The following is an 18,074-nucleotide window of genomic DNA, read 5'->3' as shown; positions in this document are numbered from 1 at the left end:
GGTTCAGGCCAGGACTGTGTGGACGCCCGCTTCGCGCAGGGCGGTCAGGGTCAGGGGACCGTTGGGATGGGTGGCGGCGTCCTCGGCCGCGGCGTCGGTGACGAAGTCGTCCACCGCGCCCAAAGGGGCGACCTGGCTGAACGCGCGCACCCCGAGCTTGGTCGCGTCCGCCACCGCGATCGTCCGGGCGGCACCGGCCAGCGCGGCCTGCTTGACGGCCGCGTCGTCGAGCGAGAACTCCGACCACCCGTGCTGCGCGTGCACCCCGCCGATGGACAGCACGAAGCTGTCGAAGGCCAGGGCCTCCAGTGTGCGCAGGGCCAACGGGCCGACGAGGGACCGCTCGCCGGAGCGGGACCGGCCGCCGACGACCAGCAGATCGATGCCGGGCCGGTCCGCGAGGCACACCGCAGCCTGGAGGCTGAGGACCGCCACCGTCAGCGGGGCGCGTCCCGCCAGGTGCTCCGCCACGTGCACGGTGGTGGTACCCGCGTCCAGCAACACCCTCGACCCCGGTTCCACCATCGCGGCCACGGCTGCCCCGAGCCGGTCCTTGGTGGCGGCCTGCCACGGCTCGCGGGCCGAGAATCCCGCCTCCTCCTCGCGGGAGCGTGTGGCGACGGCGCCTCCGTGCACCCTGCGCACCAGCCCCTGACGCTCCAATGCGTCGAGGTCCCTGCGCACGGTCATTTCGGAGACTCCCAGACGCTGGGAGAGCTCCGACACGGAAACCCGGTCGGAGCCCTGCACCAGTCGCAGGGTCAGGTCCAGACGATTAGCGACACCCATGACCCATTTCTAACACAGCAATGTTCGTTTGAACATCATCTTGTGCGAGTGCTGTCGTCCCGGGACCGGCGGCGGACCGATGTTCCAGAGAGTCCGGAGCGGCGACCGGACCGGTCAGGAATCGAGAAGCACGCACGACGGCGTCGCCATACCTTCGTTGACATGACCTCCATCGAATTCCTCACCCTTGACGCGGCCGACCCCACCGCCGCCAACCGCTTCTACACCGACGCCTTCGGCCTGGGCTCCGAGCTGCGCGTGCGAGCGTCACAGGCGCCGACGACCGGCTTCCGCGGGTTCACGCTGTCGCTCACGGTCTCCCAGCCGGGCAACGTCAACGCCCTCATCGACGCCGCCCTCGACGCCGGCGCCACGGCCGTGAAACCGGCCACCAAGTCGTTCTGGGGCTACGGCGGCGTCGTACGGGCCCCCGACGGAGCGCTCTGGAAGATCGCGACCTCCGCAAAGAAGGACAAGGGTCCGGCCACTCGGCAGATCGACCAGTTCGTCCTCCTGCTGGGAGTGGACGACGTGCTGGCGACCAAGAAGTTCTACGTCGACCACGGCCTCACCGTGGGCAGGAGTTTCGGCCGCAAGTACGTCGAGTTCGCGACGCCGTCCAGCCCTGTCAAGCTTGCGCTGTACGGGCGCCGCGCCCTCGCCAAGGACGCAGGCGTCGCTCCCGACGGCAGCGGAACGCACGGGCTCACGATCGGCAGCGACAGCGCGCCCTTCACCGACCCGGACGGATTCACGTGGGAGACGGTGTCGCGACTCGGCGCCGCAGGCGATGGTGCGGCGTCCGAGGGAGCCTGACCGGCCTGCGCCACCCACGCCGAGCGGGGGTGCCGAGGCACCTGCCGCCCGCCGGGCCGGCGCGCGGGCCCCCACGCCCCAACCGCGCCGGCCGGCCGAGTTCGATCCGTTCCCTACGCGCTTGCGGCCCGGAGCCTCGATTCGGACTGCGGGGCAGCAGGGGGACAACCCGCCGGAACACCAGCCGGTACGGCTCGCCGCGTGACCAGCGAGGCACCGGCCGTCCGCACGTTCTCCAGGAATTGCGACAGGCATCCGACATACGGACCAAATCATGATGTAGCCATGGAGAAATTTGCGTTCGAGGGTGGGCGGCATGGTGGGATGAGGCGATGCGACCCCCACTACGCATATCCCCCCATTCCCGAAATCCGTATGACGAACTGGCCCAACTGGCCGACCCGGAGCCTGATTATTCCCAGCACCATCCGCGTGACGCCCTGGAGCTGGGCCTGACCTCCGATCCGGAGGACGACGACTGGACTCCACCCGATCACCGTGGCAGAAGCCGCTTCGGGGCGCTGCCTGCGCTCGTGAAGGTGACCTTCGCCGGCCTCGTCTGCGTCGGCTGCCTGGTGCTGGCCGACCGGTTGGCGGAGTACTACGCCCAGGACAAGGCGGCGGGCAAGATCCAGCAGTCCCTCCATCTCGCCACCAAGCCCGACGTCGACATCCACGGCTTCCCCTTCCTCACCCAGCTCGCCGACAAACGGGTCGACCGGGTCGACGTCACGGTGCCGGACGTTTCCGCCGACCGGGTCTCGCTGGCGGAGGTGCACGCCACCGCGGAGGACGTACGCGTCATCGGCGACGCCCCCACGTCGATCAAGGGTGCGGTGATCGGCGAACTGGACGGTGACGTTCTTCTGTCCTTCGACGACCTCAACCGCGAGCTGGGGGCGTCCCAGCTCCGCTTCACCGGCAGCAGCGCCGACGCGGTCCGGGTCAACGGTGAACTGGCCGTCGCTGGACAGCACCTGCGAGTGCACGCCAAAGCGCATGTGCGGCGCGACAACGGCCGGGCGCTGACGACCACGCTCGACGACATGCGGCTCGACATCCCCGGCGTGGCCACCTACCGGCCGGGCAAGGATCCCGCCCACTCGGGCTTGCGGCTGCAGCCCGAGGCCGCGCGTCGGATCAGCAGCGAAACGGCGCGCATCAAGGCGATGCTGTCGGTTCCGGCGGTGGTGGACCGGCTCGGCGTGTCCCACGGACAGGTGCAACGCGCGCTGCGCAGCGAGGACGAGCTGCACCGGCTGACGCATGCTCCGAAGTTCGCCGATCGCCTGATGAAGGTGAACCTCGTCGATGTGGTCCTGGACCATCCGGAGCTGTTGCGCAAGGCCGGCATCAATCCGGCGGCCCTGGACGCGCTGCTCGCGCTCAAGCCCCCGGAACTTTCGGAGCAGCTGTCGCTCTCGTTCGAACTGCCGAATTCGCTGCGCGAGTTGCGGCTGGAGGACATCACGGTGGAGCGGGACGGGATCAGGGCGCGGGTGAGGGGATCGGGCCTGCCGATCGGCAAGGGCGTCGACGCCGGGAGTTCCTGAGCAACAGCACCGCCCGGTCCGACGAGGCCCGGGGAACGAGGGTGGAAGTGAGTGGGCGGCGCTGTCACTTCTTCGCTCCGGTCAGGTCGTAGATGACGACCCCGTCCACGGTGTGCGCCGGGTAGTGCTCGGCGACCCAGGCGTCGATCCGTGTGCTCGGGAGGTCGCCGGCTCCGGTGTGGCCGCCGATGTAGTAGTGGATCTTCCCGGAACCGGCGTACTGCTCGAACTGTGCCGGCGTCGGGACCCGGTCGGTGCGGTTGAAGCCGCCGATCGTCATCACCGGTTCGCCGGTGGCGAGTTGGTATCCCGCCGAGTTCTGTGAGCCGATGGCGGCGGCGACCCAGGTGTAGTCCGAGGCGTCCTGTTCCAGCAGTGCGGTGATCCGGGGGCCGGGGTCGCTGCCGTTCAGCAGAGTGATCAGGCTGCTGTCGGCGCCGGCCATGCCACCGCCCAACGTGCTCGTGACGGCGGGTCCCGCGCCGGGCAGCGAGCCCGTGTGTGGCTGCCCTGCCGTCGCCAGCGTGTACGCGGTCGGCCCCGCCAGCGCCGATACGAGGCCCAGCGCACCGAAGGCAAGCGTGGCCCGAGCCGGGATGCGCGCGCCGACCAGCAGGCTCAGGGCCGCCACCGCACCCGTCACGGCCACGGCGTACCGGAGCCATGGAAGCCAGTCGGGTGTCCTGTTCAGCAGCACGTACGAGCACACGGCGGTGGCCAGCAGGGTCACTGCCGGCGCGATGCCGGCAGCCCGCTCCCGGCTCCGCAGCCGGTTCCACAGCAGTGCGGTGCCCATGCCGACCACGGCGGCGATGTAGGGCGCGAGTGCCACGTCGTAGTAGGGGTGGAAGATTCCCTTCATCTCACTGAAGGTCAGGAACGTGGTGAGCAGGCCCAGTCCCCACAGCGCGAACGCCGCACGGGCCGGGTCCACCCGCGGGGCCCGGATCGTCAGCCACACCCCGGCGACCAGCAGCAACAGCGCCGCAGGGAGCAGCCAGGCTACTCCCCCGCCGAACTCCGGCCGGAACAACCGCGGAAGCCCCGCGGCGCCGCCCCAGGAGTCCAGACCGGGTTGGCCGACGCTGCCGGGCTCCGAGCCGTTGAGCCGTCCGACGCCGTTGTAGGCAAAGGCCAGCTCCACGAAGCTGTTGTGCTGCGAGCCGCCGATGTACGGCCGGTGTCGCGCGGGCGTCAGTTCCACCAGGGCCACCCACCACCCACCACAGATCACCATCGTGAGCAGGGCAAGGAGCAACTGCCTGATCCGCCGCCAGACACCGGTGGGTGCGAACGCCAGGTAGGTGACGCCCAGGGCGGGAAGGATGAGGAAGGCCTGCAGCGACTTGGTGAGGAAGGCGAAGCCCATGCAGGCGCCGGCCAGTATCAGCCAACGAGTCCGGGCGTCCTCCTGGGCTCGCAGCACGGCGTACCCGGCGAGGGTGAGCAGGAGCGCGAGCAGGGCATCCGGGTTGTTGAAGCGGAACGCCAGTGCCGCGACCGGGGTCAGCGCCAGGACGGCGCCGGCGATCAGCCCGGCGCCGGCCGAGAACCGGCGCCTGACCGTGGCATACAGAGCTGCCACGGTTGCCACGCCCACCAGTGCCTGGGGGCCAGGACGGACCACGCGTCGACCCCGAAGATCCGTGCGGCGGCGCCCATCACCCAGAGCGCGGCCGGGGCTTGTCCACGGTGATGAAGTTCGCGGAGTCGGAGGATCCGAAGAGGAACGCCTCCCAGTTCTCCGTCCCGGCCTGCACTGCCGCCGCGTAGAACTGGTTCCCCCAGCCGGATGCGCCCAGGCCGACGAGGTAGAGCGCGGTGGTGGCAGCCAGCAGGGCGAGCAGGGCGGGGCGGGCCCAGGCCGGGTCCTCCGCGTGGCCGCGTACGAGACGTCGGAGCCATGCGGGCCGGGCAGTCCGTGGGCGGTGAGGCCGGTCGGCAATGGCCCGTTCGCCTGCCGCGGTGTCGGGGACGGTCGTCGTCATGAGTGCTTCCTTAGCGGGATCCGATGCTTCTTCCTGGGCGCTTGACGTTCGTCATGAAGGTTCCTAAGGGCTCAACGGGTGCGGCGGCGGAACACGGCCTGGCGCAGGACGAGGAACCGCACCACGGTCACCAGTGCGGAGGCCGCGCACAGCACCAGCGCCTCGGCGCCCGCCGACGCGCCCGGATCGGTGCGCCGGAACAGCAGCACCGCTGCGGAGGTGACCAGGTAGCCGAGGACGAACAGGCCCCCCGCGCCCAGATGGGCCCGGCGGACGCCGGCGGCAGTGTGACCGAAGGTCAGCCGACGATTGGCCTCGGTGTTGAGCAGTGTGAGAATCACCAGCGAGACCAGGTTGGCCACCGCTGGCGTCCACCATCCGCGCAGGAGCAGGTAGAGCAGCGCCTGGCCCGCCGTGGACGCAACACCGATCGCCAGGAAGCAGCACAGCTCGAAGACGAACACCGAGCGGCCGGACTCCGGTGCCAGCACCGCAGCCGGATGTTCCGCTCTCGGCTCCGGCCGACGGGGCACTTGGAGCGTCGCGGCCCCGGAGACCTTCAGCCGGGCCAGGCGCCACAGCCCGCGCAGGTCGTCCCATGCGGTACCGACCACGTCCACTCTGGTGTCCACGTCCTCCACCCAGTCCACCGGGACCTCGTGGATGCGGAGCCTGTTGTGCTCCGCGAGCAGGAGCAGCTCGGTGTCGAAGAACCACGCGTCGTCGCGGGTCGCTTCCAGCAGCGGCCGCAGAGCCTCGCTCCGGGCGGCTTTGAAGCCGCACTGGGCGTCGGTGAACCGGGCGCCGTGGGTCAGCCGGATCAACGCGTTGTAGCAGCGCGAGATCAACTCACGTCTGGGACCGCGCACGGCACGCGCACCGGGTGCCAGCCGCGAGCCGATCGCCAGGTCGGAGTGGCCGCTGGCGAGGGGCGCGACCAGCGGCAGCAGCCCGGCCAGGCCGGTGGAGAGATCCACATCCATGTAGACAACGATGTCGGCGCCGCTGGCACCCCACACGGTCCGCAGCGCCAACCCTCGCCCCTTGCGGTCGAGATGGACGACGCCGACGCCCGAAAGCTCCTCCGACAGCGCATGTGCCGTCTCCCACGTGCTGTCCGTACTGGCGTTGTCGGCGACGGTGATCCGCCAGGGAAACGGAAATCCGTCGGTCAAGTGGGCGTGCAGGGTGCGGAGGCAGCCGGGTAAGGCCCGTTCCTCGTTGTACACCGGGACCACGATCTCCACCGTGGCAGCGTTCGATCCCGCGGAGCGGAGCTGCGCCGGAGGCTGGAAACAGGCGGATTCGACGGCGGGCGCTGTCTGGATGCTCTCGGAGACTCTGGTCATAGCTCCTCGGAGGAGGTTGCGAGCGACGGCTGCCGGCTGCCCGGTCTCCTCGCCGGCCGGTGGGCTCTCGAACGCTGTCCGGGCTGATCGGGGACGACCGGGGCGTCGGGCTGCGCCGACAGCACGGCCGCCTTCGACAGCCATCCCTCGAAGACGCCCTTGAAGATCGGATGGGCTGGTGAAGAGTTCAACGGCCTCATTGCGCCTCTGCCCTTTCGGTCGGGGTGAGGTGGAGACATCCGGACTGCCGTGTCCGCGGCGCTGCGAAAGGCAGTGGTCGTGCGGGAAGTACGGCAGGATCCCGAACGTGGCCATGCAGTGCTGTCCACGCGATGTCGAGGTCGAGCGAGAAGGTCAGTTGTGTCAGGGCCGGCAAGGCCAGGGCCCACCCCGGCGGGGGGTGCGAGGCGGCCGAGGTTCCTTCCGGCCGCACGGTGAGTAGTGGCATGACTCCCTCCCCCTTGCACACCAGGGTGGACATGACAACGATGTAAATGTACGCGTACCTGTGAACAATTACTAGTGCTCAGGCCCCTGTTGCGCACCACGCGTACAATCGCGGCATGCTCGCTCAGCACCCTGATCGCCGTCAGATCCAGCTGGAGAACGTCCTGGCGGCCCTCAGCAATCCGCTCAGGCTCAAGATCGTCCGAGTCCTTTCCGCGGGGGGTGAACACGCCTGCGGGACCGTCCTGGACGGAGTGTCAAAGTCGACCCTGACCCGGCACTGGCAGGTCCTCCGCGACAGCGGAATCATCCGGCAGCGCCCCTACGGCCGCGAGAACCTGCTCTCCCTGCGCCGCGAGGACCTCGACGCACGCTTCCCCGGACTGCTCCACGCCGTGCTGTCCGCCGCCGACACCCAGCAGGCGGCTCACCGCGACGCCGACTGAACCCCGGTCCCCCGCGCTGAGCAGCGAACGACCGGTCGCAGTACGCCAACAGGGCGGACGAGTCACGTACTTGCCCCCGGCCAGTGGCGTAGGCCCCGCCGGAGATCCGCCTGGACTCCGGCGGTCACTGCCAGCCCGCACCCCTGATCACCGACGCGGCGACGTCTGTGACGCAGTCCGTGCTCGTATCAACGGTGAAGTCGTCGACTCCGGCCCGGACGAGGATCGCGTCCAGTTCAGCACACCGGTCCACATGCCACCGCAGCGCTTCGGGTTCGCCTTCGTGACGGCTGGTCAGGCGCCTTTGGATGACGGCGGGATCGGCCCGTAGCCGGCCCACCGTGAGACCGACACCCACGGCATCCGCGAGTTGCTTCCGCTGCTCATCCGTCTCGATCACGCCGGCGAGCACCAGACGCGTCGCTCCCGCATCGAGGTAGTTGGCGGCGATGCTCCGCAGATTCCGCAGCAGCATGGCGAAGTGGAACCGGTCACCGACCGGGGCCGGCCACAACTGCCTCAGCCAGTCAAGATCGAGCACGGCATGAGAGACCCCGGCATCGGCGAGCCGATCGCCCACCGCCCCGGCCACGGTGGTCTTTCCCACGCCGACGGTGCCGTTGACCAGGAGGGCGCGCGCGTCCCGGGAGCGTTCCGTGTGCATTTCGGCATGCTACGTCGGCCGGGCGCCGCCCCCATCGGAGGCGCTGAGCCCGGCATCATCGGAACGAAAGACCCTAGGCCGAGCACAGCATCGCCACCGTGACCGTGGCGAGCAGCCCGATGTACGCCCAGGCGTGGACGCGGTCGGGGATCCGCGGCGGTCGCCGCCGCAGCACCGCGATCACCGGCAGGGCTCCGAGGAGCAACGCGGCTGCGGCGCGGACGTCTATGAGACCGGCCAGCTGCACATGCGCGTGCGCGGCGGCGGGGACCGTGGCGCCGCCCAGGGACACCGCGGTGGCCGGGAGGGCGATGGCGAGGGTGAGAGGGTTGGCCAGTGTGGTCGCCACGCGCATCGTGTGCCCGGCCCGCCGCATCGCGGGGACGGTCATGACGCTGCCTCCCACACCGAGGAACGCGGCGACCGCACCGATCGGGGCACCGAGGACGGCCGGCAGCGGGCCCGGGGCGTCGGAGGGCGCCTCGGCCCGGCTAGCGCCCCTCGTTTGAATCATGCCGGGCTCGCGTGGCCCGGCACCGCACCCCGACCCCCTGGTCGAGCGCAGGAAGCCGGGGCGCAGGAGCAGGTCGGCGATGGTGAGAGCGACGTACGAGATGAACGCCCAGCGGGCCGGACCGGCCGGGGCGAGCCGCGTGGCGAGCGCCCCGGCCACGGCGCCGGCGGCCAGCAGGAGGAGGAGCGCGCCCCTGCCGCGGAGCGCGAGGAGGACCCGCCGCGGTGTGACGGCCGTCGCGAATCCCGCGTTCACCACCATCACCAGGGCTGACGTGGCCGTCGCCACGCGCATCGCGTCCCCGCCGAGTGCGGCGTCCGCCCACACCACGACCGGTACCGCGACGAACCCGCCTCCGAACCCGAACAACACCGTCGTCATCCCGGTGAGGAGACCGATCCCGACCAACGCCACAACGTCCATGGGCTCCACTCCACCAGCCCGGCCGCGCGGCCCGCATCCGAAGGTCAGCAGCATTCCTTCGCGTCTCAGCCAGTAGCGTGGAGGCGTGAAGAACGTCCCCCTGGCCGAGGTCGACCTCGTCGACCGCGCGGTCCTGCCGATCGGCACCGACTACCCGCTCGGCCACGTGCTGGACTGGCACGAGCACCGGCGTGCGCAGTTCCTCTACGGCGCCACCGGGGTCATGATCGTCGACACCGCCGACGGCACCTGGACCGTTCCCACCGAGCGCGCCGTACTGATTCCGGCCGCCACCAGCCACCGGGTACGCATGCTGGGGGTGAGCACCCTCAGCCTGTACATCGAGCCGGCCGCCGTCCCCTGGTGGCCCGCCACCTGCACAGTCGTGGACGTCTCCCCGCTGTTGCGCGAACTGCTCCTGGCCGCCGTCGATTTCGACATCGACTATCGCCTGTCCGGTCGGGAGGGAATCATCGCCGAGCTCCTGTTGCACGAGATCGCCGAGCGCGCCCCGCTCCCGTTCCACGTCGGGATTCCCGCGTCGGCCGACCTCGCGAAGCTCTGCCGCGAGTACCTGGCCTCGCCGGACGCAGGCGTCACCAACGCCGCATGGGCCGCACGGACGGCCATGAGCGAACGGGCCTTCACCCGGCGTTTCCGCTCCGAGACAGGCGAGAGCCCCGCCGTGTGGCGCGGCCGCGCCCGGCTCCTCGCGGCCGTTCCGCTGCTGCGCACGGCGTCGGTCAGCGCGGTCGGTGGCCGTCTGGGCTACGCCTCCCCCGCCGCGTTCACCGCCGCCTTCACGCGTACGTTCGGTGTGCCGCCGTCGCGCTTCACCGGGAGCCGCCAACCCGCCGGCCACGGAAGGGACTGGTGAGTGACGGGGAGAACGGCCTGAAGGAGTGCGGTGCCGCGAGTGCCACCGCGCCTCTCCGCGTCCGAGGAAATGGGTCGCGCGCCGTGAAGGGGACCGTTAACTTCCGTCTGAGCGCAATGGAGTACGGAACGCGACGACAAGGGAGCCGGACATGGACACCGAGGGTGCGCGGACCGGCCGATTGAGCTTGCTGCTCGACCAGTTCGACCAGGCCAGGGAGATGGCCGAGGTGCGGCTGACGGGGCTGAGCGACGAGGAGTACCTGTGGGAGCCGGTCGCCGACTGCTGGTCCATCCGGCGCCGGGGCGAGGCGGTGACGCCCAAGGCGTACGGACCCGGTGAGTGGGTGCTCGACAAGGGCGCCCCGGACATCCCGGCGAACGAGTACGCCGAGATCGCCCGGCAGGCCGCAGGCGGCATGACGGTCACCAAGATCGCCGAGGACTGGAGCGTGAGCGTCGAGCGGGTCGAGCAGGTCCTCGCTCACACCGGCGCGCCGGAGCCCGACAGCACGCCGGTCACCACCATCGCGTGGCGGCTGGGCCATCTGCACTCGAACTTCGCGGGCCGATGGGAGTGGACCTTTGGGCAACGGCGCCAGGAGCCGAAGCTGCTCGTGGACTTCACCCCCTCCGCCTCCTTGGCGCTCAAGCGGTTCTGGACGCTGATCGACCGCTGCCGCGACAGTGTCGCCGCCGTCACGGAGGAACAGCTCGACACGGTCGGCTTCTCCCAGTACCCGTACGGCTCCGATCCCGACGACCCGTACATCGCCGTGCTGGCGGGGAACAATCTCGAATTCATCCACCACATGGCCGAGATCGCGTTGCTCCGCGACCTGCGACGGGCCCGGTTCGGCTCTCCCGGGTAGGGCGGGTCGAAGCACCGACGGTCATGGACGGCGCCGCTCCGCCTGCGTGTCGCTCACCCCTTCAAGCCACTGAGGTGATGCTCCTCCCCGGAGCCCGGCGAGTGCCGGGGGCGAAAGGTGAACCGATAGACGTTCGACTCCCGCTGCCGGAAGCCCGCCCGCTCGTACAGTCGGTTCGCCGCCTCCACCAGTTCACCAGTTCATCGGTCGCCTCGCGAACGACCTCGGTCTCCACGCTCATGGTCCGGAACATATCCACTCCGAAATCTGCCGCACTCCTCGTCGCTCCTCCGGACTGTCGCGCAGGCACATGACGCACCACTGGACGTGCCGGCCACGGCATCGGCACCCCGGTCCGGACGGCGGCGATGGCACGATGGGGCGCATGGACCACCATCCTCTGCTCGGAATTGCCGAGTTGGCCGAACTGGAGCCGTACCTCGGTGGGATCGGTCAGCTGTTCACCGCCTTTCGGGATCAGGACTCGGGCTGCGTGTCCTACGGCGTGCGGCTGGCCGGTGGGGAGCGGTGGTTCGTCAAAGAGGCAGTGACGGCTGCGGCCCGGCAGTCCCTTGAGCGTGGCTGGGCATTCCACCGGGCCGTCAGGCATCCGGTGATCGTCCCGCAGGTCCACCGTTTCCGGGTGGGTGACAGCACGGCGGTGGTACTGCCCTGGCGGGAGGGCGAGGTGCTGTACCACCCCACCGCCCACGGGCCGCGAGATCGCACCGGCCCGGCCAGCGCGATGGCGCGCTTCCGCGCACTGCCGGTGGCTGACGTGGTGACCTGTATCGCGCAGGTCGTGAGCGCACATCTGGCGGTCGAGGCAGTCGGCCATGTCGCAGTCGACTTCTACGACGGCGCGATGCTGTACGACTTCGCCCTCGGCTCGCTGTGCCTGATCGATCTCGACGAGTACCGCCCCGGCCCCTTCGTGGTCGAGGCTGACCGGCTACCGGGGTCGAGGCGGTTCATGGCGCCCGAGGAGTTCACCTCCGGGGCCGTTGTCGATGCGCGGACGACGGTGTTCACACTCGGTCGCGCCGCGCGGCTCCTCCTGGACGCAGGCGACTCCGAAGAAGCGTGGCGGGGCAGTGCGGCGCAGCTGGCAGTCGTGACACGGGCCACGCGACCGAACCCCGACCAACGGTTCGGTTCGGTGGGTGAGTTCGCCGCCGAATGGCGGGCGGCGACTTCCCGTTGATCTGCCGGGCTCCGGCGGCTGCCCGGCAAGTCGACGAGCGCCGCCGGAGCCCGGGGCGACAAGCATGTGTCTACGCGCCTTGGTCCTTGCTGGGGGCGACCGGGAAGGATGCCTCGTCGCGGTCCGTGCCGTCGGTGATCCACCAGGTGTCCTCTCCGAGGAGGGCCAGCTCTGCGCGGCCGTCGCCGTCCCAGTCGTGGACGGCGAAGAGCATGCCGCCCACGGAGTTGTCCCCGTCCGGCGCGAAGCGCTTGGTGGCGCGCCAGGGTTTCGAGCCGAGCCCGTGCTCGGAGCCGCCTCGCAGTACCTCGATCCGCGCGTCCCCCGCCTCCTTCTTCTTGGTGAGTTGTACGGCCAGGTCGTCGCAGCCGTCGCCGTTGAAGTCGCCTGCGGCGAGCCTGGCGCCGAAGCCCTCCTTGAAGTCGCCGCCATCCATGGTGACCCACTTCCCCGGCTCCTTCCCGTAACGGACGCCGACCTGGCCGCGCCGGTGGGGTGTGTCGACCTCGTCGTAGCTGTCGACGAAGCTCCGCCCGACGGCGACATCCTGGCGCCCGTCTCCGTCGAAGTCGCCGAAGACGACGTTCTCGCCCTCCGGGAGCCGCTCGGGCTCCTTGCTCAGGCCGCCGGCGGTACGGGCACCGCCGGTGAACAGCAGGGGCGGATCCCACGGAGAGTCGTAGAGCGCGAGATCCGTGGCGCGGTCGTCGTTCGCGTCCCCGGCGACCAGCGCGGGTGACGCGCCCTCGTGGACCGGGCTGGGGATCTCCACGGTCCGGGCGGGGGCGCCGGAGCGCTTGAACGGTCCTTGGAGGACGACCAGTTCCGGATCCTCGTTCGAGTTCCTGACGACCGCGAGGTCGGTGTGGCCGTCCCCGTCGAAGTCGCCGGCGACCGGCGCGGTGCTGTATCCGCTGCCCGGCAGTGGGACGCGCCCGTGCGCTCCGCCCGCCTGCGGGCCGTTGGGGCCACCCCACAGGACCTGGGCGGCGCCGCTGACGACGAGGTCGGCGTGGCCGTCCTCATCCAGGTCGGCGACCGTGGGCTGCCACGGGTCGTCGCCCGTCTGGACGTCGTCCGGCACACCGAGGTCCTCGTGGGTGAGGACGGTCGTGCGGTCGTGGGCCGGACCGTGCTCGGAGCCGGGTACCACGATCACGTCGAAGTCGTCCGTCCCGGAGATCTCGTGCACCAGATCGGCGAAGCCGTCCCCGTCGAGGTCGGGGGTGACGGGCGTGGGCCGGCGTGCCGAATCGACCGGCCGGCAGGGGCTGTTGGGCACAGAGCGCGCGCCGTCGGACGGGAGGAGGACAAGGAAAGCCACCACCGCCGCCACTACGAGGGAGGCCGGTACGGCGTGCCACATGCGCAGGTGGCGGAAGAGGGGACCGCCTGCTGTCGGAAAGTGCATCAGCCCACTTCACGGGCGTGGACACGGCCCGCACAAGGAAATGGATCATCTTGTTACGGGGGTGATGCACGACGGCCCTGCCGCCCGTTCCGCGTCGATGGCCTGCGCGGCGGCGATCGAGGCGTACCCCGGGACGGCCGGCGCTATCTGCCCGGCCGCCCCTGGCCAACCGCGCTCGGTCCTCGGTCGGCCCGGTCCGAACCCGTACGGGGCGCCGGAATCCTCCGGCGGATGACGAGGGCGAGCAGGGCCGCCGTCCCGCAGAGGGCTCCGAGGGCGACCCACACCGTGTCGTAGGTGCCGAGGGCGTCCCTGGCGACGCCGCCGAGGAACGCGATGAGTGCCGCGCCGACCTGGTGGGCGGCGCTGACCCAGCCGAAGACGATGGCGCTCTCGTCGCCGTAGAACTCACGGCACAGGGCGAGCACCGGAGGGATGGTCGCCAGGTCGAGCAGCCCGAAGACGACGACGAAGACGACCATCGAGGGCCGGACGGTCGAGGCCATCATCATGGGGAGGAACAACAGGAGGACGCCGCGCAGGGCGAAGTAGCCCGCGAGGAGCCGGCGCGCGTCCCAGCGGTCGGTGAGCCACCCCGAGGCGATGGTGCCCGCGACGTTGAAGATGCCGATGACGGCGAGCAGGCCGGATGCCGTGGTGACGGGCATGCCGTGGTCGTGGGCGGCGGGCGTGAAGTGGGTCCACATGATGCCGTTGGTAGAGGCTCCGCAGATGGCGAACGTGGCGGCGAGCAGCCAGAACGGCCCGGTTCTCGCACTGTCGCCGAGGACGCGGACGCTTCGGGCCGCGGCGCCCTGGACCGGCCGGGGCTTGGGGACGAAGGTGTCGGATCCGTACGGCCTGCGGCCGATGTCTGCGGGGTGGTCACGCAGGACGCACCAGATCAGAGGCGCGGTTGCCACGGCGGCGAGGGCCAAGGTGACGAGTGAGGGGCGCCACTGGTAGCGCTCGATGATCCGGGAGAGGACGGGGAGGAACACCATCTGGCCGAAGACACTGCCGGCCGCGAGGACGCCGGTGACCAGCCCCTTTCGCCGGGCGAACCACCGGTCGGTGACGGTGGCGGCGAAGGCCATGGCCATCGAGCCGGTTCCGAGCCCGACGAGCAGGCCCCAGTACAGGGTGAGTTGCCAGGCAGCGGTCATGAATGTGGTGAGCAGTGCGCCGCAGGCAATGGTGGCGAGAGCGGCCACCACGACCCGGCGGATTCCGAAGCGGTCCATGAGGGCGGCCGCGAAGGGCGCGGTCAGACCGTAGAGGACCATGTTGACCGAGGTCGCGAAGCCGATGGACCCCCGCGACCAGGCGAATTCGTCGCGCAGGGGGTCGATCAGCAGTCCCGGCATGGTGGAGAACGCACCGGCCACGACAATGGCGAGACAGGCGACGGCAGCGACGGACCATGCCCGCAGGCCGGCGGGGGTCGCGGTGGTTCGGGGAGCCGCGTCACATCGGTTCATGCGGAAAATCCTGCATCGGGAGGTGCGCCAGAACCACTGGCCATCTGGCCCCACTGTGCAAGGATCTGGCCATGACGGGTGATGAGGAGAGGCGCCATCGGGTGGTGGTTCTCGTGCGGCCGGGTCTGTTGCCGATGGAGCTCGGGATCGTGCACCGGCTGTTCGGCCAGGCGAGGTCGGGTTCGGGTGCGCCGCTGTACGACGTGGTGACGTGCACACCGGTGCCGGGCGAGGTGTCCACCGACACGGACTTCAGCATCAACGTGGCCCATGGCCCCGACGCACTGGACCGGGCGGACACCGTCGTCGTGCCCGCTGCGCACGAGGACTACGGCCCGCAGACCCGCGGTGGCCTGGATCCGCGGCTGCGGGAGGCGTTGGACCGCATTCCTCCGGGCGCGCGGATCGCGTCCATCTGCACCGGGTCCTTCGTGCTGGCGGCTGCGGGACTGCTCGCCGGGCGACGCGCGACCACGCACTGGAAGTCCTGCGACCAGTTCCGTGAGCTCTATCCGGAGGTCGACCTGGATCCGGACGTGCTCTACACCGATGACTACAGGGTCCTCACCTCGGCCGGAGTGGCATCCGGCGTCGACCTCTGCCTGCACATGATCCGTACCGATCACGGCGCGTCGGTGGCCAACGCGGTCGCCCGCTCCACCGTCGTACCTCCGCACCGCGAAGGTGGTCAGGCCCAGTACGTCCAGCTCCCCGTCGCGGGGCCAGGCGACTCCTCGACCGCTGCCGCCCGGACGTACGCGCTCGAGCACCTCAAGCGCCCCCTGTCGCTGCGTGAGCTGGCGGATACGGCTTCGATGAGTGTGCGGTCCTTCAACCGGCGGTTCCGTCAGGAATGCGGGACCACACCCGGTCAGTGGCTCGCCCGGCAGCGCCTTCAGCGGGCGATGCAGTTGTTGGAGGAGACGGACCTCGCAGTCGACCGGATCGCCGTCGAGGCCGGTTTCGGTACGGGTGCTTCCTTGCGTCAGCACTTCCAGACCGCGCTGGGTGTCCCGCCGCGGGCCTACCGCAACACCTTCCGCGGCCCGGAGCCGCGGGCCCTCGCTCCCACGGGCGAGGAACAGTGATGACCCGAGGGGAACGGGACGCTGCCGGTGGCTCCCCCGCGTGCGGCCCGCCCCGCCCCGATGCGTGGTGCCGGGTCCGGCCGACCTGCCTTCCCTGCAGGTCGGTTCGACCGGCCAGAGTGGTTCATGACCCTTCGAGCGTCGGGTAGTCGTTGTATCCCTGCGCCCCGTGCACATGCATCAGGAACTCCGGGCGGACCGCGTTGAGCGGCGCGCCCGTGCGCAGCCTCGCCACGAAGTCCGGGTTGGCGAGGAATCCGCGGCCGAGCGCGATCAGGTCGGCGCCTTCCTCCAGCAGCCGTTCGCCCAGCCGCTTGCCGCCGTCGGCCTGGAGGTCCTCGCGCGAGAGCACGGGATTGGCGATCAGGGTGCCCGGCCAGTTCTTGCGGATCTGCGCGAAGAGCGGTTGCTCCGGGTCGGCGTAGATCAGGTGCAGATAGACCGGGTCGATGCGTGCGAGCGCCGGCAGGAGCGCCTGGTAGATGTCCTCGGTGTCGCCCTCCTCGACGCTGTTGATGCCCTGTCCGGGCGAGATCCGTACCCCGACCCGCTCCCGGCCGACGGCTTCGACGACCGCCCTGACCACTTCGACGGTGAACCGGATCCGCCCCTCCACCGGCCCGCCCCAGTCATCGGTCCGGCGGTTGGTGTTCTTCGCCAGGAACTGGCTGAGCAGGTGACCGTTGGCGGAGTGCACCTCCACACCGTCGAAGCCGGCCTCGACGGCGTTGCGGGCGGCGTCGGCGAAGTCCGTGATGGTGGACCGGATGTCCTGGACAGTCATCTCCCGGGGTGCGACGCCGTCCTGGAACCCGCGCGGGGTGTGCAGCGTCTCCGGGAACTGCACGGCGGACGGGGCGAGTGGGATGTGACCACTCGTGTCGGGATGGCCGACCCGACCGCCGTGCTGCAGCTGAAGGAACATCCCGCCGCCGGCAGCTGCGCGCACCGCATCGGTGACCCGGCGCCAGCCGGCGATCTGCGCAGGGCTGTGGATGCCGGGGATGTGTGGATAGGTCTGCCCTACCGCGTTGGGCGTCGTGCCCTCGGCGATGATCAGTCCGGCCGAGGCGCGCTGCGCGTAGTGAGTCGCCATCAGCTCGCCGGGGACTCCGTCGGCCCCGGCGCGGTTGCGGGACAGCGGCGCCATCACCAGGCGGCTGGACAGTTCCAGGCCGCCGAGGCGGGCGGATTCGAAGAGCCGGGATGCGGCGGGGGCCTGCTGCGTGTTCGTCATGCCGATAACGTAGAACCTGACATTGATGTGAGATTCAAGTCATGGGGTGGAACATGCGCATCGGTCAACTGGCCTCGCTCACGGGTGTCAGCGAGCGTTCGCTGCGCTACTACGAGGAGCAAGGGCTGCTGGCGTCCCGTCGGACACCCGGCGGCCATCGCGACTTTCCCGAGGGCGCCGTCGACCGCGTCATCCGCATCCAGGAACTCTACGCAGCCGGCCTCCACAGCTCGAAGATCGCGCGGATCCTGCCGTGCATGCGGGACGAGGACGGTGGCCCTTCGTTGCGCGCCACCCCGGAGCTGGTCGCCGAACTCACCACCGAGCGGGACCGGATCGACCAGATGGTCGACGACCTGCTCCGCTCACGTGAGGTCCTGGAGGAAGTCATCGACACGGCGGCCGGCACACCACGCCGGGTCGAGCCCGGAACTCCTCATTCGTGACCCTGCTGCCGGCCGGGCCCCCGCGTCGTATCGGCACATGGGCCCGAGGACCGGGCGCGGGCCCTTCCCTCGGCAAGGACGCCTCCGGCCGCGGATCGGATACGCCCGCTGTGGCATCCCATGCGGTGCGGCCGCGGCCCTTCGGCCGAAGCCGAGAGGACGTCGGCACGTCCCGTCGCGTGGCACTGGTGCGCGGTTGTACGGTGCTCGGCCGGCGTCCGCGCGCGTGTGCGCCGACCGGCGCAGAAAACCAGCAGGGCCCGGAACCTAATGGTTCCGGGCCCTGCTCTGGTAGTAGCGGGGACAGGATTTGAACCTGCGACCTCTGGGTTATGAGCCCAGCGAGCTACCGAGCTGCTCCACCCCGCGTCGTTGTGATCCCTACGTTACGCCATTCCGGCGGGTGCCGTGACCAGCGCCCGCCGGGCCTGCGCGGCGAAGGCTACGCCGGTGGAGCCTGCCCACTCTCC

The 18,074-nt window shown here is 70.3% G+C and carries 17 protein-coding genes and 1 tRNA gene; 8 read left to right on the top strand and 10 right to left on the bottom strand.

The genetic code is table 11. From position 1 onward, the window contains the following. Positions 1-3 precede the first annotated feature (3 nt). Positions 4-789 (bottom strand): DeoR/GlpR family DNA-binding transcription regulator, encoded by a 786-nt coding sequence (locus tag LNW71_RS32350; RefSeq protein WP_250971426.1) that lies wholly within the window; start codon positions 787-789, stop codon positions 4-6. 162 nt (positions 790-951) lie between these two features. Here LNW71_RS32350 and LNW71_RS32345 point away from each other — a divergent pair, with 162 nt between their 5' ends. Together LNW71_RS32345 and LNW71_RS32340 are read left to right on the top strand one after the other, a co-directional pair. Continuing rightward, positions 952-1,605: a glyoxalase gene (locus LNW71_RS32345; RefSeq protein WP_250971425.1), complete on the top strand. Its 654-nt coding sequence runs from the start codon at positions 952-954 to the stop codon at positions 1,603-1,605. Between the two features lie 332 nt (positions 1,606-1,937). Next, a complete protein-coding gene (locus tag LNW71_RS32340) occupies positions 1,938-3,158 on the top strand; it encodes a DUF2993 domain-containing protein (protein WP_250971424.1) in 1,221 nt (406 codons plus the stop codon). A 64-nt stretch (positions 3,159-3,222) separates the two neighbouring features. Here the strand turns inward: LNW71_RS32340 and LNW71_RS32335 are convergent, their stop codons facing one another. The 3 genes from LNW71_RS32335 to LNW71_RS32330 form a co-directional block, all read right to left on the bottom strand. Continuing rightward, positions 3,223-4,743, bottom strand: a complete 1,521-nt coding sequence (locus LNW71_RS32335) for a glycosyltransferase family 39 protein (RefSeq protein WP_308294540.1) — start codon at positions 4,741-4,743, stop codon at positions 3,223-3,225. Positions 4,744-4,819: 76 nt separating this feature from the next. After that, on the bottom strand, positions 4,820-5,146 hold the full coding sequence (locus LNW71_RS36605) for a hypothetical protein (protein ID WP_308294539.1): 327 nt from the start codon (positions 5,144-5,146) through the stop codon (positions 4,820-4,822). A gap of 71 nt (positions 5,147-5,217) precedes the next feature. After that, positions 5,218-6,495 (bottom strand): bifunctional glycosyltransferase family 2/GtrA family protein, encoded by a 1,278-nt coding sequence (locus LNW71_RS32330; RefSeq protein ID WP_250971423.1) that lies wholly within the window; start codon positions 6,493-6,495, stop codon positions 5,218-5,220. 563 nt (positions 6,496-7,058) lie between these two features. Between LNW71_RS32330 and LNW71_RS32325 the strand changes: the two genes are divergently transcribed. After that, a complete protein-coding gene (locus tag LNW71_RS32325; protein ID WP_250971422.1) occupies positions 7,059-7,388 on the top strand; it encodes a helix-turn-helix domain-containing protein in 330 nt (109 codons plus the stop codon). Between the two features lie 124 nt (positions 7,389-7,512). Here the strand turns inward: LNW71_RS32325 and LNW71_RS32320 are convergent, their stop codons facing one another. Both LNW71_RS32320 and LNW71_RS32315 read right to left on the bottom strand, forming a co-directional pair. Further along, positions 7,513-8,052, bottom strand: coding sequence for an AAA family ATPase (locus tag LNW71_RS32320; protein WP_250971421.1), 540 nt, complete (start codon positions 8,050-8,052; stop codon positions 7,513-7,515). 73 nt (positions 8,053-8,125) lie between these two features. Continuing rightward, positions 8,126-8,989: a sulfite exporter TauE/SafE family protein gene (locus LNW71_RS32315; RefSeq protein ID WP_250971420.1), complete on the bottom strand. Its 864-nt coding sequence runs from the start codon at positions 8,987-8,989 to the stop codon at positions 8,126-8,128. Positions 8,990-9,074: 85 nt separating this feature from the next. On the opposite strand from LNW71_RS32315, the gene LNW71_RS32310 reads away from it, so the two are divergent. From LNW71_RS32310 to LNW71_RS32300, 3 genes are all read left to right on the top strand, one after another. Continuing rightward, the gene (locus tag LNW71_RS32310; RefSeq protein ID WP_250971419.1) at positions 9,075-9,866 is read left to right on the top strand and encodes a helix-turn-helix domain-containing protein; all 792 of its coding nucleotides are present in this window, start codon (positions 9,075-9,077) and stop codon (positions 9,864-9,866) included. A 151-nt stretch (positions 9,867-10,017) separates the two neighbouring features. Then, positions 10,018-10,737 (top strand): DinB family protein, encoded by a 720-nt coding sequence (locus tag LNW71_RS32305; protein ID WP_250971418.1) that lies wholly within the window; start codon positions 10,018-10,020, stop codon positions 10,735-10,737. 385 nt (positions 10,738-11,122) lie between these two features. Continuing rightward, the gene (locus tag LNW71_RS32300) at positions 11,123-11,941 is read left to right on the top strand and encodes a serine/threonine protein kinase (RefSeq protein WP_250971417.1); all 819 of its coding nucleotides are present in this window, start codon (positions 11,123-11,125) and stop codon (positions 11,939-11,941) included. A 70-nt stretch (positions 11,942-12,011) separates the two neighbouring features. Here LNW71_RS32300 and LNW71_RS32295 read toward each other — a convergent pair whose 3' ends face one another. Continuing rightward, positions 12,012-13,352 carry a VCBS repeat-containing protein gene (locus tag LNW71_RS32295; protein WP_250971416.1) on the bottom strand — a complete coding sequence of 447 codons (1,341 nt, stop codon included), beginning with the start codon at positions 13,350-13,352 and terminating at the stop codon, positions 12,012-12,014. A 143-nt stretch (positions 13,353-13,495) separates the two neighbouring features. Next, on the bottom strand, positions 13,496-14,833 hold the full coding sequence (locus tag LNW71_RS32290) for an MFS transporter (protein WP_250971415.1): 1,338 nt from the start codon (positions 14,831-14,833) through the stop codon (positions 13,496-13,498). 71 nt (positions 14,834-14,904) lie between these two features. Between LNW71_RS32290 and LNW71_RS32285 the strand changes: the two genes are divergently transcribed. Then, positions 14,905-15,921 carry a GlxA family transcriptional regulator gene (locus tag LNW71_RS32285; protein WP_250971414.1) on the top strand — a complete coding sequence of 339 codons (1,017 nt, stop codon included), beginning with the start codon at positions 14,905-14,907 and terminating at the stop codon, positions 15,919-15,921. Positions 15,922-16,045: 124 nt separating this feature from the next. On the opposite strand, the gene LNW71_RS32280 is transcribed toward LNW71_RS32285, so the two are convergent. Next, positions 16,046-17,158 (bottom strand): alkene reductase, encoded by a 1,113-nt coding sequence (locus LNW71_RS32280; protein ID WP_250971413.1) that lies wholly within the window; start codon positions 17,156-17,158, stop codon positions 16,046-16,048. A 53-nt stretch (positions 17,159-17,211) separates the two neighbouring features. Between LNW71_RS32280 and LNW71_RS32275 the strand changes: the two genes are divergently transcribed. Beyond that, complete coding sequence (locus LNW71_RS32275) at positions 17,212-17,604, top strand: MerR family transcriptional regulator (RefSeq protein WP_250972228.1); 393 nt, start codon at positions 17,212-17,214, stop codon at positions 17,602-17,604. A gap of 295 nt (positions 17,605-17,899) precedes the next feature. On the opposite strand, the gene LNW71_RS32270 is transcribed toward LNW71_RS32275, so the two are convergent. Then, positions 17,900-17,973: transfer RNA gene (locus LNW71_RS32270), tRNA-Met, on the bottom strand. Positions 17,974-18,074: the final 101 nt, after the last annotated feature.

This window comes from Streptomyces sp. RKAG290 (genome assembly GCF_023701695.1).
In the GTDB taxonomy this organism is placed as follows: domain Bacteria; phylum Actinomycetota; class Actinomycetes; order Streptomycetales; family Streptomycetaceae; genus Streptomyces.
Note: the sequence above shows the minus strand (reverse complement) of the source record. Positions and strands in the feature narration are given on the sequence as shown.

Excerpts from the sequence above, each read along its gene's own strand:
- LNW71_RS32315 (WP_250971420.1), bottom strand. The coding sequence starts at position 8,989 with ATGGACGTTGTGGCGTTGGTCGGGATCGGTCTCCTCACCGGGATGACG.
- LNW71_RS32325 (WP_250971422.1), top strand. The coding sequence starts at position 7,059 with ATGCTCGCTCAGCACCCTGATCGCCGTCAGATCCAGCTGGAGAACGTC.
- LNW71_RS32330 (WP_250971423.1), bottom strand. The coding sequence starts at position 6,495 with ATGACCAGAGTCTCCGAGAGCATCCAGACAGCGCCCGCCGTCGAATCC.
- LNW71_RS32290 (WP_250971415.1), bottom strand. The coding sequence starts at position 14,833 with ATGAACCGATGTGACGCGGCTCCCCGAACCACCGCGACCCCCGCCGGC.
- LNW71_RS36605 (WP_308294539.1), bottom strand. The coding sequence starts at position 5,146 with ATGACGACGACCGTCCCCGACACCGCGGCAGGCGAACGGGCCATTGCC.
- LNW71_RS32285 (WP_250971414.1), top strand. The coding sequence starts at position 14,905 with ATGACGGGTGATGAGGAGAGGCGCCATCGGGTGGTGGTTCTCGTGCGG.
- LNW71_RS32350 (WP_250971426.1), bottom strand. The coding sequence starts at position 789 with ATGGGTGTCGCTAATCGTCTGGACCTGACCCTGCGACTGGTGCAGGGC.
- LNW71_RS32275 (WP_250972228.1), top strand. The coding sequence starts at position 17,212 with ATGCGCATCGGTCAACTGGCCTCGCTCACGGGTGTCAGCGAGCGTTCG.
- LNW71_RS32320 (WP_250971421.1), bottom strand. The coding sequence starts at position 8,052 with ATGCACACGGAACGCTCCCGGGACGCGCGCGCCCTCCTGGTCAACGGC.
- LNW71_RS32340 (WP_250971424.1), top strand. The coding sequence starts at position 1,938 with ATGCGACCCCCACTACGCATATCCCCCCATTCCCGAAATCCGTATGAC.
- LNW71_RS32305 (WP_250971418.1), top strand. The coding sequence starts at position 10,018 with ATGGACACCGAGGGTGCGCGGACCGGCCGATTGAGCTTGCTGCTCGAC.
- LNW71_RS32345 (WP_250971425.1), top strand. The coding sequence starts at position 952 with ATGACCTCCATCGAATTCCTCACCCTTGACGCGGCCGACCCCACCGCC.
- LNW71_RS32280 (WP_250971413.1), bottom strand. The coding sequence starts at position 17,158 with ATGACGAACACGCAGCAGGCCCCCGCCGCATCCCGGCTCTTCGAATCC.
- LNW71_RS32300 (WP_250971417.1), top strand. The coding sequence starts at position 11,123 with ATGGACCACCATCCTCTGCTCGGAATTGCCGAGTTGGCCGAACTGGAG.
- LNW71_RS32295 (WP_250971416.1), bottom strand. The coding sequence starts at position 13,352 with ATGCACTTTCCGACAGCAGGCGGTCCCCTCTTCCGCCACCTGCGCATG.